This window comes from Actinomadura sp. NPDC000600, from assembly GCF_040492135.1.
Lineage (GTDB): Bacteria > Actinomycetota > Actinomycetes > Streptosporangiales > Streptosporangiaceae > Spirillospora.
Map to the genome: position 1 here is coordinate 140,466 of NZ_JBEUPD010000009.1, position 14,844 is coordinate 155,309.

Consider the following 14,844-nt stretch of genomic DNA (forward strand, 5'->3'; position numbering starts at 1 on the left):
TACGCCACCGTATAAATCAACTTAGGCTCGTTTTATACGCCAGCGTATACTTGGCCTCGAGGAGGAGACCATGTCGCCACGACTCCCGCACACCGAACACACCTCACGCCCGTGGCGGATCCACGAACTCACCCCCGGTTTCCGGGTGGAGGACGTGTGGCGGTATCGCACTCCAGGCGCCGGCCCGGACGACTTCCCCGTGATGCTCGACGCGCTCGAGGCGCTCGCCGGACCCGCGAACTCTGGTCTCGCGGTGCGGGCCCTGTTCGCGGCCCGCTGGAAGCTCGGCGCCCTGCTCGGCTGGGACAAGCCCAAGCAGAGCCTGGGTACGCGGGTCCGCTCGCTGCGGGAGGTCCTCCCGCCCGACCTTCCCGCCGCCGGGGACGGCCACGCCGTCCCCGGCACTCCTTTCAAACGGCTGTACATCCTCGACGACGAGTACGCCATGGAGTTGGCGAACAAGACCGTGCATACGGTCTGCCACCTCGGATGGGTGCAGGCCGACAACGGCGACTACGAGTTGCGCATGGCCGCACTCGTCAAGCCCAACGGAACGTTCGGGCGCTTGTACATGGCCTGCATCAAGCCGTTCCGGTACCTCATCGTCTACCCCCAGATGACCCGGCAATGGGAACGCGCGTGGCGCGACCGCCACCGCCTCGTCCCGAACGCCGGCAACCGCACGGCCCGACACTGAGGGGAACGGCAGTGCCCCACGTGCGCATCACACGCGGCGGCGTCGATGTTGCCGGGCGCCGCCGCAGTTACACGCTGGTCGCGCCTCCCGACGCGATCCCCGGCGGCCCGCTCGTCCTCGTCTTCCATGGCTCCGGGCAGAGCGGCGGCAAGTTCCGCGCCTTCTCCGGCGGTTCCTTCGACTCACTGGCCACCGCGGCAGGGGCCGTGGTCGCCTACCTCGACGGTTACAAGGGCCAATGGAACGACGCGTGCGCCGACAGCAGTGTCGGCGCACGCGTCGAGGACGTCGACGACGTGGCCTTCGCCACGGCCATGGTCGGCGCGCTGGAAGGCAGTCACCGCATCGACCGCTCGAAGGTCCAGGCGGTCGGGTTCTCCAACGGGGGCGGGATGGTGATCCGGCTCGTCCACCAAGAGCCCGGCCTGCTGGCCGGCGCGACCGTCATCGCTGCCACCCAGCCGGCGCCGGAGAACTTCCTGCTCGGCGCCGTGCCCGCCGCCCCGCTCCCGATGCTGCTGATCCACGGGACGGACGACCGGCTCGTTCCCTACGGCGGCGGAATGATCGGTGGAAGGATGCACCGATTGGCCCGGTGGATGTTCCACACCGGCGGGCGGTTCCTGTCGGCACCGCAGACCGCGGCCTACTTCGCGGCCCGCAACTCGATCGACCGGCCGCCCGGGACGCGGAAGCTGCCGCACAGTGTCCGATCCCATACCGGATCGCGAACCACCTCGGTCACCGCCACGGACTACCGGCAAGCCGGCACGCCACCGGTCTCGCTCTACACGGTGCACGCCGGGGGCCACACGGTCCCCGGCGTGCGGCCCGCCCCACGCGTCATGGGCCGAACCTCCAGCCTGAACACCGCCGAGGCGGTCGCGGAGTTCTTCGGCCTCGTACGCCGCTGAAACCACTCGCGCCGGTGATCCCGACTAACATTCTCTACCGTACGGAAGTTCACGGTATGGGCCGGACGGATCGGCGGGCATCCGGCGACTCTGCGGGTTCGCGCCTCAGAGGGCGAATGGCAGGTGCTGTTCAATGCACACGACAGAGCTGACAGAGGCCTGCATCGATGATGCGAGCAACGTTCTGGTCGCACCTTCGACGCTTCAAGGCAATGGCTCGATCAGGGATTTCTTCGGGTCCCCGATCACACCGGAGGACCTCGATTCCGGTTCGCCCGACCTCGCTCAGAAGACGGTCTACTTGTGCGGCGACGTGTCAGGGATCAGCGCCCGCCGACTGCGTGCGGCGGCCCGGGTGTTCGTCATCCGGGAGCTGTCGCGCGGTTGCGATGAGGGCATCGACGAGCTCTGGACCGTCATCGGCCTCGGCCGAGTTCCCATCCGCGTGCATGGCGCCGGCGTTTACTACCGCCGCTTCTTCGACCCCGGAGCCGATCACTTCGGGCGGATCTCCACGGAGCACGCGTTCCAGTCGCTGACGGAGTCCACCAAGCCCGGGACAGCCCGTCGCAGCGGAATCTATCTGACGCCCGTCACCCGTGAAGGCGACGAGCTGCATTTCCGCCTGCTCCGGTGCTCCACCAATCTCTCGGGGCCGACCGAGGGCTTTCGCCCGACCGACACGCACATCGTCGAGGCTCTGAACCGGGAGGCGGCCGCCGTCTTCCGGAACCAGGCGCCGCTGAATCACGTCCTCGCTCAGATCTACCACAACACCCCCGCCACGACCGAGCGCAAGCAATCCAAGGCCAAGATCTCGGCGCATGCCGACAAGACCAAGGACATGCCGGTCAACGGCATCATGGCCTTCTGCACGTTCTATGACCGGCTGGACGAGCTGCACCCCCTGCCCGAAGACGCCTTCGACTACGGCGTGAAGGGTGCCAGTGGGCTGACCAGGCTCAACTTCCGCCTCAAAGAGCCGACCGAAGGACGCGACGAGGCCGCGCTCCCCTCGCAGTTCAGCCTGACGCTCTATCCCGGCTCCGTGTTCCTCATGCCGCTGTCCACCAATCGCCTGTACACGCACGAGGTCCGCCCCTCGGGATTGGACGCCGAACTGCTCCCGACCCGCCTTGGATACGTGGTGCGCTGTTCGAGCGCCGAAGCCGTCCACAAGAACGGCCAAACGTTCCTCAAAGCGGGCGAAGGGCTGGTGAAGCTGGAGCCGCCCACACCGGCGGGCATGGACGAGCTGCGCAGGCTTTACGCCGAGGAGAACAGGACCTCGTCCTTCATCGATTACGGCGACGAGTTCCTCTTCAGCATGAACCAGGGAGACTACGTTGCCCCCCGGATCTAGGATCTCGGACGAGATCCTCTCGTACACCTTGGCGACCGAGGATGATCTCTTCGCGGAGCTGTCCGCGTCGGCACGCCTGGAAGATGTCGGAAAAGGCCGGCGCGGCGCGACGCTCACCAAGGTGGACGAGGCGGAGGGCGTGCCTCTCGTACGCACCACCACTCGATACGACAACCCGACACAGCGTTTCCGGGCGGTGCACGAACGGCTGGCGCAACGAATCCGAGAACGCGCGGCACTTCCGGTCGGCTTCAACAACGCTCTCATCGAGAGCTACACGAACGCGTACAAGACCATGGGCGGCCATTCCGACCAGGCCCTCGATCTGGCCGACGGATCGTTCATCGCCGTCTTCTCCTGCTACGAACGTCCCGAAGCGGACCCGCCGAGGAAGCTGATCTTCGAATCGAAGGAGTCCGACGGCGAGAAGTTCGAGATCCCCCTCGGCCACAACAGCGTCGTCGCGTTCTCTGTCGGTTCGAACCGGCGGCTCAAGCACAAGATCGTGCTGAACACGCCTGCCCAGGCGACGGACAACCAATGGTTGGGCGTAACCTTTCGCACGTCGAAGACCTTCGTCCGGTTCCGCGACGGACACGCGTTCCTCCCGCAGGGTGCGCGCCTCACGTTGGCCGACGACGAGCAGAGGCGCGAGTTCTACCGGCTACGGCGCCGCGAGAACAACGAAACGGACTTCGTCTATCCCCCGCTGACGTACACCGTCAGCGAGAGCGACCTGATGCCGCCCGCCTGACCCCTCCATGTCCGGGTGCGCGGTGGCCCGCCGTCGGCCACCGATCGGAGGACGCCGCCCAATCCGGGTCGAGATGAACCTCGACCCGGATTGCTGCTTCCGGCCCCGCGGTCGCTCAGGCCGCGCCCTCGGCGTGCGCGATCAGCAGCCGGGCGACCTCGTCGGGCTTCTCCAGCGCCACCGAGTGCCCCGCGGCCCGGACCGTCTCGTCCCGGCCGCCGGCCGCCTCGGCGATGTTGCGGCCGGAGATCGGCTGCGGGTAGGCGTGGTCCTCCTCGCCCGCGATCGCCAGGACCGGCACCCGGCACCCGGCGAGCTCCTCGACGAGGCGGCCGCGGTGGACGACCTGCCACGCGCAGTCACGGATCGTCGGCTTGAGGGCCGCCATCGACGCCCGCCACCGCTCGATCAGCGGACCGCCCGCGGCCAGGCTGGCATCGCCGAACATGATGTAGAGGAGCGTGTCGATCGCCCGGGCCGCCCCGCCCTCCTCTCCGAGGCTCTCGACGAGGGGGGCGAACTCGGCGAGCTTGTACTCCTCCTCGCACGAGGAGCCGAGCGCGGCCACCGTGCGCACCAGTTGGGGATGGCGCGCGGCCAGCCGGAGCGTGACGAACCCGCCCATCGAGTTGCCCACGGCGTGCACCGGGCCGACGCCGAGCGCACGGATCAGCGCGGCGGCGTCCTCGGCCAGCGCGTCCATCGACAGTTCGCCGATCGAGGCCGCGGGGGAGCTGGCGCCCTGGCCGCGGTGGTCGAAGGCGATGGTGCGGTAGCCCGCACCGGTGAGCATCCGCACCAGCGGCTCGAACATCGCGCTGTCGAAGAACAGCGAGTGGCTGAGCAGGAAGACCTCGCCATCGGCGGGGCCGTTGTCGTCGTAGGCGAGCCGGGCGCCGTCGGCCTCGACGTACCGCATGTGGATCAACTCCCGTCCAGTGGGGCGGTGGGACCGTCCCCGGCCTTGTCGCCGAGCTACCGCCATGCGTTGGACGTTAGTAATGTGGCCCTGAGCAGGTCTTACGGCTCCGCGCAACCGGCTGACGGCAGCGCGCAGGCCGCGGGCCGGGAGGTAGCGATGGGCCCGCCGGGATACGTCACAGCGGAAGCGGACACCGACGCCGTCCCGCGCGCGAGCCGCGTCGCGTTCTGGCGTGACCACGTGACGCAGAACCACGGGCGGCTGGACTTCGGTTTCCGGGACGCCGACCGCTTCGCGGGCGGCACCCGCGTGCAGCGCCAGGGGGACCTGCAACTCGTCGACTTCTGGTCGACGGCGATCGCGTACGAGCGCCTGCCCAGCGGATACGACGGCGACGGCGCCGACAGCCTGCGGATCGTGCTGCCGACGTCCGGTTCGATCAGCGTCGTCGGCCGCGAGGGCCATACCCGGATCGGGCCCGGGACCGCCGCCGCGGTCTCGATGAGGCTGGGCTTCCGGCTCGAACAGGACGGGTACGCGCGCGCCCTGATCCTGTCCTGCCCTGTCCGTCTCTGGACCGCGCCCGTCTCGGCGGGCCTGGTCCTGTGGGAGCTCGGCCACGGCGCGGGCGCGGTCTTCCGCACGATGCTGCGGGAAGCCTCCACCCAGGCGTCGACGCTGGACCGGTCGTCGTTCGCGTCCATCGTGGAGTCCGCCGTCGGGCTGCTGTCCCGCGGCACGGCGAGCACGGAGGACGACGTGCTCCTCCAGGCGCGCGCGGTCGCCCGCCAGTACTGCGACGACGCCGCCTTCGGCCCGGGCGAGCTGGCCCTGCGGCTGGGCTGGTCACTGCGTTCGGTCCAGTACGGGCTGCGACGCGCCTCGACCAGTCCCGCCTCCGTCATCAGGGAGGCCCGCCTCGAACGAGCGGCGAGCAGACTGCGGCACCCCGCCTGGGCGGCCCGCACCGTCAGCTCCGTCGCGCACGCTTCGGGCTTCGGGTCGCTCAGTGCCTTCAACGCGGCGTTCCGTGCGCGGTACGGCCTCACCCCGGTCGAGTACCGGGGCGAGGCCTGATCCCGTCGAACGTCGCGGTTCCGCGGGCGGCAGCCGAGTGGATCGGGGAACCGCCCCCGGCCAAACCCACTGGAACCTATCCGACATTTCGGTCATCTCACTCACTGACCAGGCAAGATTCACGTGGGGGACCCGAAGATGACGCACAGTACAAGCCGCCGATCTCTCGTCGCGCTGGCAGGGGCCGGGCTGATGCTCGCCCTCTCCGCCACCGGGTGCCGCATCGACGTCAACGCGGGCGGCCTGGAACCGAGCCCGGGCGAGACCGGGCAGGCGGTCCCCCGCTCCGCGTCCTCCCCCGGCGACGGCGGCGAGAAGCCCGCGTCGCCGCAGGCGGGCGGCGGCGACCCGGCCGTCTGCACGCCGCGGCAGCTGATCGCCGAGGTGCACGAGCAGCCGTCCGACTCCGAGGAGAAGGTGCTGGCGATCCTGACGCTGTCCAACAAGTCGGACCAGCGCTGCCTGCTCCCCAGGGGCTGGGCGCCGCTCGGGCAGGGCGGCGCGGGCGGCGCGTACTACGCGCCTGTGGAGGGCGCCCGCGAGGCCCACCCGGACGCCGGCATGAGGATCATCGTGCGCCCTGGAGCGACGGCCTACGCCGGGCTGAAGTGGGGCACGAGCCCGGACTGCCCGTCCGCCGGCGGCTGGGCGGTCTCGTGGGCCGGCACCTGGCTCCCCGCCGAGGTGACCTGGCAGAACGGACCGCGCGACATCTGCCCCGGCACCTTCACCCAGGGCACCCTCCAGCCCAGCCCGAACAACGTCAGCTACAGCTGATCCATGGCCCGACGGCCACCGTGCATGTGACCCAGGTCATATCCGCGGTCTTCAACACCTCTTCTAGGGTCCGCGTATCCCCCGTGACATATCGGCCGGTGCGGCGAAGGGGTGTTCCTCAATGGCGGAGTGCAGCCGGCAGGCGGCATGCGGCGGGCGGGTGTAAGGGTGGCCCAGCTCTGGAGGCTGGGCCGCCGGCCCGCCGCCCGGCAGGAGGCTCCTCCCTCCCTGCGCAGCGAGCAGGACGTACGGCTCGCCTATGACCGGCACGGCCAGGAACTGCTGGGTTTCGCGTGCAACGCCCTCGCCGACCGCCAGCTCGCCGAAGACGTCGTCCAGGAGACGTTCGTCAGGGCATGGCGGTCCGCCGCCTCCTTCGACCACCGCCGCGCGAGCCTGCGGACGTGGCTGTTCGCGATCGCCCGCAACGTCGTGATCGATGTCGGGCGGAACAAGGCCGCGCGCGTGCCGCTCGCCGCACCGGCGGACGCGGGCGAGCAGCAGCGCGACCCGCGCGACCCGTTCGACCAGCTGCTGACGCGCATCGAGCTCGACGAGGCGCTGCGCCGCCTGTCACCCGAGCACCGCCAGGTCGTCCTGGAGGTGTACCTCCTCGGACGCACGTGCGCTGATCTCGCCGATGACCTCGGCATCCCGGCGTCCACGGTGCGCAGCCGCCTCTACTACGGAGTGCGCGCCCTGCGCGGGATCCTGGACGAGAAAGGATGGCTGGCTCCGTGAGTCCCTCCTGCCACGCGATCCGCGTCGAACTCACCGAACTCCTCCTGCTGGACCGGCCGCTGCCCGCCCCGCTGGCCCGCCATCTCGGGTGGTGCGCCGGCTGCTCCGCCGAGGCGGAAGGGGTGCGCCGGCTGATCAGGACCTTCGAACGCGCCGAGCCCGTCGTCCTCGACGTCGACGTCCGGGAGCCGCAGCCAGGGGCGCCGAGGCGCGTGCGGCGGCGGGTCGCGGCCGCGGCCGCCGGGCTGGTCCTCGCCGCCTGCGCGGTGCTGACGACCGTGCTCCCCGGTGACGGCCACGGCAGGCCGCCCGCCGCGGCGGTCACCCTGTCCCGGCCGGAGCCGATGGTCGAGCACAGCTGGGGTACGGAGGTCCCGGTGTCCCTGTCCGGGCTCCGACCCGGACAGACCTACCACCTGCTGACCGGTGACGCCCAAGGCAGGCGCCAGTCGGCCGGAACCGTGCGGGCGGGCAGCGGCGGCACGCCCATGCGCACCCGCATGGTGACGGCGATGCTCCGGTCGCAGATCACCACACTGCTCGTCCAGGACGAGAGCGGACGCATGGTCGCACGGCTGCCCGTGACGTCTCCGTCGCGCACGCCCGACTGACCGGACTCCCCGGAGACCCGCGACCGAGTCAGCGGGTCTGCTCCGGCCTGCCCATCATCTTCCGCGCACGGCGCCCCGCCGTGTGCTGCCCCGCCCTGCCATCCGGCACAGATCCCTTTCATGGAGGTTCATCCGTGTTCTCAGTCAGACACGCCATCGGCGCGGCCACGGTGCTGGCGACCGCGGGAGCCGCCGTCTTCGGCGTCACCGCCGCGGCCGGCGGATCGCCCGCCGCATCGCCGCACGGGGCCCGTCCGGTAGCGGCCGTCAAGGCGGCGGACCCGGCGCCGCTCTCGGGCCGGGACCGGGTCTACACGGCCGACCAGAGTTCCAACACGGTCACGGTCATCGACCCGGCCGCCGGCAGGACGCTGGGCACCATCCGTCTCGGCGACCAGCGGCTGGGCGCGACGCTCAGCCCGCAGTACCTCTCCAACTCGGGCGTCCACGGGCTCGGGTACTCCCCGGACCGCCGGCGCCTGGGCGTCGTCAGCGTGGCCAGCAACACCGTCGACATCATCGACACCGCCACGAACAAGGTGCTCAGCCACACCGACGCCGGCCGCGCCGCGCACGAGGGCGCGTTCACCGCCGACGGCGGCGAGTTCTGGGTCGCCGACCGCGGCCGGGACACCGTGACCATCGTCGACGCCGACCGCGGTGGTGTCGCCGGACGCGTCACCGTCGGCGCCGGCCCGTCGAAGGTCCTGATGAGCCCCGACGGCGAGCTCGCCTACGTCAACCACATCAGCGCACCCGAGATCACCGTCGTCGATGTGAAGTCCCGCAAGGTGACCGGCCGCATCACGGGACTAGCCGACGTCTTCTCCTCCGACGCCGCCATCTCCCCCGACGGCAAGGAGATCTGGGCGGCGCACAAGCGCGCCGGCAAGGTCAGCGTGATCGACGTGGCCGCACGGAAGGTCAAGGCCGTGCTGGACACCGGCCCGGACACCAACCACCCCAACTTCGCGACCAACGCGCTCGGCTCGTTCGCCTACCTCACCGTCGGCGGCCTCGACCAGACGCTCGTCTACGAGCGCACGGCGTCGGGGGCGCCCAAGTTGATCAATCGGGTGCGCAACCACGGGCATGCTCCGCACGGGTCCTGGCCCAGCGGCGACGGGACGCGCATGTACGTCGGCCTGGAGAAGTCCGACGCGGTCGACGTCATCGACACCACGACCAACAGGGTGATCGACACGATCAGCACCGGCCAGGAGCCCCAGGCCGTCCTCTACGCCCCCGGGGCGGTGCCCAGCCCGGACTCCGCCCCTGGACTCGGACGCCAGGGACTCGGGGAGCGGGTCCGGAACGTGCCGACCGTCCTTTCCGACGGCTCGGCCGGGGACGCGATGCGGCCGGGCGGCAAGGGCCGTGTGCTGGAGGCGACCGTCCGGCCGGTCGGCGGGCTCGACATGGTCCAGTTGCAGGCCCGCGACCTCAGGCCCGCCACGACGTACCAGGCGTACGCCGTCGGGGCGTCCGGGCGCGAGACTCCGCTGGTCTCCTTCACCACCGACGAAGGCGGCAAGGCGCCGCAGGTGCTGTCCTTCTCCGCGTTCACCGGGAAGCGGATCGCGATCAAGCCGAAGGGAAGGGCCTCGGCTCAGACCCTGGCGTCGTTGAAGCGGATCAGCACCGGCCACGAGCACAACGCCGCGGGCGGCCGCGACGCCGACCCGGCGTCCCTCGTGTTCTGCTGCTGCTGAGACGAAGGTGAGCGCCCGTGGAACGCACACGCCCCACCGCACGCCGGAACCGGCTGCCCGGCCTGGCGACCGCCGCGGCCATCGGCGCCGGGATGGTGATGCCGCTGTCGGCCCCGGCCTCCGCCCACGTACGCGTGCTGTCCGAGGGAGCCGAGGCGGGAAAGCCCGCGACGCTGCAGTTCCGCGTCCCGAGCGAGAAGGAGTTCAGCACCACGGTCCGGGTCGACGTCACGCTGCCCGAAGGGGTGACCGCCGGCTCCGTCCCGGTCGACGACGGCTGGACGATCAACCGGACGGGCGGCGGGAAGGGCGGTCCGCACGTCGTATGGACGGCCCAGGCCGGCCACGAGATCAAGCCCGCCGATACCCATACCTTCACCGTGCGCGTGAATCCGCTGCCGGACGAGGCCGTCCTGCGCTTCGACACGGCGCAGACGTACTCCGACGGATCGGTCGTGAACTGGAACCAGCCGGCGACCGGCGGGCAGGAGCCCGACTTCCCCGCCCCTGAGCTGGTGCTCGACCCGGCGGCGGTGAGCGAACCGCCGTCATCGGGAAGCGGGCCGGAGGGCGGGCCGCACCCGGCGGTGAGCGAGGGGTCGGGTCCCTCGGCGGCACCCCAGGTGAAGACGGCTGCGGACACGTCCGATGGGCAGGACATCTCCCTCGTCGTCTGGGCGGTCGCGGGCACGCTCGCCGCCGTCGGTCTCATCGCCCTAGTCCGGCGGCTGAAGCGACCGTCCACCGGCCGGCACGGCTGACGACCACCGAAGATCCCCCCACGCGTTGAGCCCGGCCACCCCCCAGGTGCCCGGGCTCAACCGCGCGGAGCGCCGCGACCCGGTCAGGTCAACCACTGCTCGGGCAAGGTGGGTACCAGGGCGTGGAGCGACTCCGCGGTGCGTCCGCGAAAGGTGATCTTGGCGGCGGTCCCGGGGCGCCGCCTCGGCCACGGATCCTTCTCCGACTCCTCCTCGGTCAGGACCATGGTGTGTTCGAGATGCACGAGGACGTCCGGGGCCAGGAACCAGCGATCGGGCGCCATGGGGACGATCCAGTCGTAGCAGGGCACGGCCGAGGACAACGCCAGCTCCTCGAAGCGCCCGGCCAGCTCGGCGATCTGCTCTTCCCGGAGCTCCCCGTGAACGATCAAGCGCTCGTCGTGCCACCAGTGCTCGCGCAGCACCAGGTCCATCAGCGCCACCGACAGGCGGTCGGTGAACGGCAGCAGCCGAGAGTAGTCGGCCCAATGCGTCTGGAAGGTCGGCGGGTCGTCCAGATGCATGTCTTCGAGGCGCACGTAGCGTTCCCAGACCCCCTGGTTCTCCGCCTGGTACATCAGCGCCCGCGTGTCCGCGTAGATGGAGAAGGCCTCAACGCCTATCAAGGGGTGCATGAGGCTGCGGTCCTGGTCTACGAAGCGGACGTACCGCCTGCTGAAGAGCTGCAACGCCTCCCTCAACGCCGCCGGGAAGGTGATCCCCAACCGCCGCTCGGCTTCCTGGACCTCCGCCGGGGTGTAGGCGTCGCGCGCGGACAGCGGAGTCGTCCACGCGGCGCAGTACCGGGAGATGAACCGGAACGCGGCCTCCGCGCTCCGCATGCCCGCGGCGAGTTCCTCAGCAAGATCGAACTGGGTCGGCATGACGGGGATCCTAGGCACGGCGCATCCGCCGAGAGCGGCTGTCGCCGCGATTCAGGCGGAACCACGCCGGCCGCCGTCGTCCGAATCCCGGCGAGAGGTCACCTATAGTGACCCACGAATCTTCATCGTGAGCAGGAAGGCCGCCCGGCATGCCGTCTCCGGTCCGTACGAGATCCGCGTGGTCTCGGCCGTTCCTGGTGCCGGCGGTTCTGGTCGTCCTCCTGATGGTCGGCTGCCTCATGCAGCTCGGCAAGGGCGCCGCCGTCTTCCGGTCCCCCTCCGCCTCGCCCGTATCGGCCGAGGCTGTGGTCACCGGATACGCGGCCTCTGGCGCGCTGGGGCTTCCCGGCGACGCGGTCACCACCGAGCATGCGGCGCCCGAGTCAAAGGATTCCGGGACGGAGCCGGGCACCGGCCAGTGCGGCAAGAAGACGGTGGCCGAGGCACCCTCGCTTGCGCCCGCCGCCCAGCCCTTGCCGGTCCCGGCCGTCATGGTCCCGGCCTCGCTCGCCGAGACGGCGGCACCGCCGGGCGCGGCCCTTGCGGGAGCGCCCCCAGGGCCTGCGCCGTCCCCTCCCGACCCCGCCGGGCTCTGCGTTCTGCGGATCTAGAGGCCCCGTTCACCCGGGCCTTCAGATCCGACCGAACGGAGTCCATCCGATGATCTCTGCTCGCCCGCCCGTGCGGGCGTCCGCCGGCATGTGCGCCAAAGCCGGTCGTGCGCTGGCCTTCTGGCCGGTACGCCGCTGGGCAGTGGCCGCCGCCGGAGCCGCCGGGACCGCGCTCGTGGTGGGAGCGCCCACCGACGTGATCCCCAACCCGCTGTTCGGCCGGTCCGTGCCGGTGCAGTGGTGGAACTACCCCGTACTCGGCATCACCGCCCTGCTGGCCGGGCTGGTCCTGGCCACGTACATCGGCCGGCCGGCCGCCGCGGATTCCAGCGCGGCCAGGCGTCTGGGGCCTCTCGGCAGCGTCCTGTCGTTCTTCGCGATCGGGTGCCCCGTGTGCAACAAGGCGGTGCTCCTGCTGCTGGGCACTTCCGGCGCCCTGACGATCTGGGCCCCGCTCCAGCCGGTCGTGGCCCTGCTGTCGATCGCGTTGCTGGCCGCGGCCGCCGTGAAGCGCCTCGCCGGCGAGATCGACTGCCCCGCCGGAACGCCCGGCCCGGCCTGATCCCCTACACGTCCATCCGCGCCGCGCGGTCGATCCGCCTGCGCTGACCACGGGCCAGGCCCACGCCTGTCGTTCGGTCAGCGGCGCGCGCTCTTCGAAAGGTTCTGTCCGCCATGTCGGCGTCACATGCCAAAGCCCGCTCCCGCCGTTCTCTCACCATCGCGGGCGTGCTGCTCGCAGCCGCCCTGCTCCTCGGCCTGGCCGCCATCGGCGGCCGGGGCGGAAAGGAAGCCGAAACCGCCGGATCACCGTCGGCGTCGGCCTCACCCTCACGCTCCCGGGCCGGTGGTCCCGACCTGGCCCGGCGCAAGAACGGCGACCCCTTCGCCCTCGGCCGCACCGACGCCCCGGTCGTCATGATCGAGTACAGCGACTTCCAGTGCCCGTTCTGCGGCCGGTTCGCCCGCGAGACCGAGCCCCGGCTGATCCAGAAGTACGTCGACACCGGCGTGCTGCGGATCGAGTGGCGCAACTTCCCGATCTTCGGGGACGAGTCGAAGGCCGCGGCGCAGGCGTCCTACGCCGCGGGGCGGCAGGGCCGGTTCTGGGCCTTCCACGACCGGGTGTACGCCGAGCCCCGGCGCCGCAACTCCGGCGACCTCGCCGACAAGCACCTGGTCGCCTGGGCGCGCGAGGCGGGCGTGCCCGGCCTGGCCCGCTTCCGCGCCGACATGAAGAGCGGCGAGGCCGAGGACGCCATGATCGCCGACCAGGTCGAGGGCTACCGGGCCGGCGCCGCCAGCACCCCCACGTTCCTGGTCAACGGACGGCCGATCCTCGGCGCCCAGCCGTTCGAGGTGTTCGCCCAGGCCGTCGAGGAGGCCCGCGGCCGATGAGCATCGGTTACCTGGCCGCCTTCCTCGGCGGCGTCCTCACCCTGTTCAGTCCTTGCAGCGCACTGCTGCTCCCGGCGTTCTTCGCCTACTCCTTCACCGGACGCACCCGGCTCGTGTCCCGCACGGCGGTCTTCTACCTCGGGCTCTGCACGACGCTGGTCCCGCTCGGCGCCGCCGGAGCCATGGCGGGCCGGCTCTTCTACGGGCACCGCGACCTGCTGGTCGCCCTCGGCGGTTGGACGATCATCGCGCTCGGCGCCGCCCAGATCGCCGGTCTCGGCTTCGGCTCGGCCCGGCTCCAAGGACTCGCCACCAGGCGCGGCCACGCGGGTTCCGCCTTGTCGGTCGGGCTGCTGGGCTCCGTCTACGGGCTGTCGGGGTTCTGCGCCGGCCCCCTGCTCGGCGGCATCCTCACCGTCTCCGCGGTCGGCGGGAACGCGCTGTACGGAGCGTCGCTGCTGGCGCTGTACGCGCTCGGCATGGCCGTCCCGCTGTTCGTGCTGGCCCTGCTGTGGGACCGCTTCGACCTGGGGCGGCGCCGCGGGCTGCGCGGCCGACCGGTCAGGCTCGGGCCGCTGCGGGTGCATTCCACGTCGCTCGTCGGCGGGCTCTTCTTCATCGTCCTGGGAACGGTGTTCCTGGTCTTCGACGGCACCTCGGCCCTCCCCGGCTTCGTGGACCCCGACACCGAGTTCGCCATGGAGGAGTCGGTGGCCCGCATCGGCGCCGCGGTACCCGAGGGCCTGCTCCTCGGCGTCCTGGCGGCCGTGGCCGCCGCCGCGGCAGGCGCGTTCCTGTGGCGCGGCCTGCGGGGCGGCCGCCGCCAACGGACCGGCGAACGGGCCGACCCCGGCACCCCGGACAGGTCACCGAGCGCGCGTTGACGGCCGGCGCCGCCGTGGCGCCCGCGTGCGCGGCGGCCCTGGCCTGCTCGGTCGCCAGCGGGGACCCGGGCGAACGCGAGAGTACGGAGCCGAGTTCAGGACGAGGGGATTCGCAGGTTCGAGTAGTGGGGGTGGGTGAAGGGGTAGTCCCTGGCGGTCCAGTGTTGTAGGGCCTGGTGGAGCTTGGTGTAGTAGCCCGCCTCGTACGCGTCGGGGGTCACCCACCAGCTGACGTCGACGTCGTGTGCTGCCAGGTCTTCGGTCAGCGGTTGCCGGACGCCCATCGGATAGAGGTAGGCGCAGCCGATGTAGCCGCGGCCGTCGGCCTCGACGCAGAAGGCGAACGACTTGCCGTCCCGGAACTCGCACTCGTGCCAGACGAGGTCGACGTAGTTCTCGTCCTCGGTGACCGGGCCGGTCGGCCAGTCGCCGCCGCGGGTCTCGCGGATCAGGTCGAGGCTCGCGTTGACACCGCGCACGTCGGCGACCAGGTCGTCGCGGGTGAGCGCGTGAGCGGTGACGTCGTCGTACCGCAGCAGGCGGGGCGCGTCGAAACCCTCCGGCAGCGCCAGCTTCTTTGTGTATCCGTTCAGGTCGGTCATCGGCGCAAGGTAGCGCAGATGGAGCCCCCGGTGGCCCGCGAACTCCCGCGCCCCGGCCGGAGGCGAACCGCCTGCGCGACAGATACCCCTGGGGGTATTTGCCACATCGTCCACCCGTCGCCTACTCTCTGAGACA

General features: G+C 71.1%; 17 protein-coding genes. 14 read left to right on the top strand and 3 right to left on the bottom strand.

Going from position 1 to position 14,844, the window contains the following annotated elements:
* The first annotated feature begins 70 nt into the window (after window positions 1-70).
* The 4 genes from ABWI07_RS15830 to ABWI07_RS15845 all read left to right on the top strand — a co-directional run bounded on the left by ABWI07_RS15830 (window position 71) and on the right by ABWI07_RS15845 (window position 3,728).
* Complete coding sequence (locus ABWI07_RS15830) at window positions 71-697, top strand: DUF2867 domain-containing protein (RefSeq protein ID WP_149259852.1); 627 nt, start codon at window positions 71-73, stop codon at window positions 695-697.
* A 20-nt stretch (window positions 698-717) separates the two neighbouring features.
* Window positions 718-1,611 (top strand): CE1 family esterase, encoded by an 894-nt coding sequence (locus tag ABWI07_RS15835; protein ID WP_353818968.1) that lies wholly within the window; start codon window positions 718-720, stop codon window positions 1,609-1,611.
* Window positions 1,612-1,744: 133 nt separating this feature from the next.
* Entirely contained in the window at window positions 1,745-2,974 is a 1,230-nt protein-coding gene (locus tag ABWI07_RS15840) for a hypothetical protein (protein ID WP_353818969.1), read from the top strand.
* A gap of 28 nt (window positions 2,975-3,002) precedes the next feature.
* Window positions 3,003-3,728 carry an alpha-ketoglutarate-dependent dioxygenase AlkB gene (locus tag ABWI07_RS15845; protein ID WP_353818971.1) on the top strand — a complete coding sequence of 242 codons (726 nt, stop codon included), beginning with the start codon at window positions 3,003-3,005 and terminating at the stop codon, window positions 3,726-3,728.
* 115 nt (window positions 3,729-3,843) lie between these two features.
* Here ABWI07_RS15845 and ABWI07_RS15850 read toward each other — a convergent pair whose 3' ends face one another.
* Window positions 3,844-4,647: an alpha/beta fold hydrolase gene (locus ABWI07_RS15850; protein WP_149259856.1), complete on the bottom strand. Its 804-nt coding sequence runs from the start codon at window positions 4,645-4,647 to the stop codon at window positions 3,844-3,846.
* A gap of 159 nt (window positions 4,648-4,806) precedes the next feature.
* Here ABWI07_RS15850 and ABWI07_RS15855 point away from each other — a divergent pair, with 159 nt between their 5' ends.
* The 6 genes from ABWI07_RS15855 to ABWI07_RS15880 all read left to right on the top strand — a co-directional run bounded on the left by ABWI07_RS15855 (window position 4,807) and on the right by ABWI07_RS15880 (window position 10,329).
* Complete coding sequence (locus ABWI07_RS15855; protein ID WP_353818972.1) at window positions 4,807-5,727, top strand: AraC family transcriptional regulator; 921 nt, start codon at window positions 4,807-4,809, stop codon at window positions 5,725-5,727.
* Between the two features lie 138 nt (window positions 5,728-5,865).
* Window positions 5,866-6,504: a DUF4232 domain-containing protein gene (locus ABWI07_RS15860; RefSeq protein ID WP_149259858.1), complete on the top strand. Its 639-nt coding sequence runs from the start codon at window positions 5,866-5,868 to the stop codon at window positions 6,502-6,504.
* Window positions 6,505-6,672: 168 nt separating this feature from the next.
* Window positions 6,673-7,245, top strand: a complete 573-nt coding sequence (locus ABWI07_RS15865) for a sigma-70 family RNA polymerase sigma factor (RefSeq protein ID WP_235036852.1) — start codon at window positions 6,673-6,675, stop codon at window positions 7,243-7,245.
* Window positions 7,242-7,856, top strand: a complete 615-nt coding sequence (locus ABWI07_RS15870) for a hypothetical protein (protein ID WP_149259859.1) — start codon at window positions 7,242-7,244, stop codon at window positions 7,854-7,856. The genes ABWI07_RS15865 and ABWI07_RS15870 overlap by 4 nt, the downstream gene beginning before the upstream one ends.
* A 134-nt stretch (window positions 7,857-7,990) precedes the next feature.
* Window positions 7,991-9,568, top strand: coding sequence for a beta-propeller fold lactonase family protein (locus ABWI07_RS15875; protein WP_353818973.1), 1,578 nt, complete (start codon window positions 7,991-7,993; stop codon window positions 9,566-9,568).
* A 17-nt stretch (window positions 9,569-9,585) separates the two neighbouring features.
* Window positions 9,586-10,329, top strand: a complete 744-nt coding sequence (locus tag ABWI07_RS15880) for a DUF1775 domain-containing protein (protein WP_353818974.1) — start codon at window positions 9,586-9,588, stop codon at window positions 10,327-10,329.
* Window positions 10,330-10,412: 83 nt separating this feature from the next.
* Here the strand turns inward: ABWI07_RS15880 and ABWI07_RS15885 are convergent, their stop codons facing one another.
* Window positions 10,413-11,213 carry an SMI1/KNR4 family protein gene (locus ABWI07_RS15885; RefSeq protein ID WP_353818975.1) on the bottom strand — a complete coding sequence of 267 codons (801 nt, stop codon included), beginning with the start codon at window positions 11,211-11,213 and terminating at the stop codon, window positions 10,413-10,415.
* Window positions 11,214-11,410: 197 nt separating this feature from the next.
* On the opposite strand from ABWI07_RS15885, the gene ABWI07_RS15890 reads away from it, so the two are divergent.
* The 4 genes from ABWI07_RS15890 (at window position 11,411) to ABWI07_RS15905 (ending at window position 14,106) form a co-directional block, all read left to right on the top strand.
* On the top strand, window positions 11,411-11,824 hold the full coding sequence (locus ABWI07_RS15890; RefSeq protein WP_149259863.1) for a hypothetical protein: 414 nt from the start codon (window positions 11,411-11,413) through the stop codon (window positions 11,822-11,824).
* A 49-nt stretch (window positions 11,825-11,873) separates the two neighbouring features.
* Entirely contained in the window at window positions 11,874-12,386 is a 513-nt protein-coding gene (locus ABWI07_RS15895; RefSeq protein WP_235036853.1) for a hypothetical protein, read from the top strand.
* A gap of 167 nt (window positions 12,387-12,553) precedes the next feature.
* On the top strand, window positions 12,554-13,222 hold the full coding sequence (locus ABWI07_RS15900; RefSeq protein ID WP_353818976.1) for a DsbA family protein: 669 nt from the start codon (window positions 12,554-12,556) through the stop codon (window positions 13,220-13,222).
* Complete coding sequence (locus ABWI07_RS15905) at window positions 13,219-14,106, top strand: cytochrome c biogenesis CcdA family protein (protein WP_353818978.1); 888 nt, start codon at window positions 13,219-13,221, stop codon at window positions 14,104-14,106. Before ABWI07_RS15900 ends, ABWI07_RS15905 begins: the two co-directional genes overlap by 4 nt.
* Before the next feature lie 95 nt (window positions 14,107-14,201).
* Here the strand turns inward: ABWI07_RS15905 and ABWI07_RS15910 are convergent, their stop codons facing one another.
* Entirely contained in the window at window positions 14,202-14,708 is a 507-nt protein-coding gene (locus ABWI07_RS15910; RefSeq protein WP_353818979.1) for a hypothetical protein, read from the bottom strand.
* Between the last annotated feature and the right edge of the window lie 136 nt (window positions 14,709-14,844).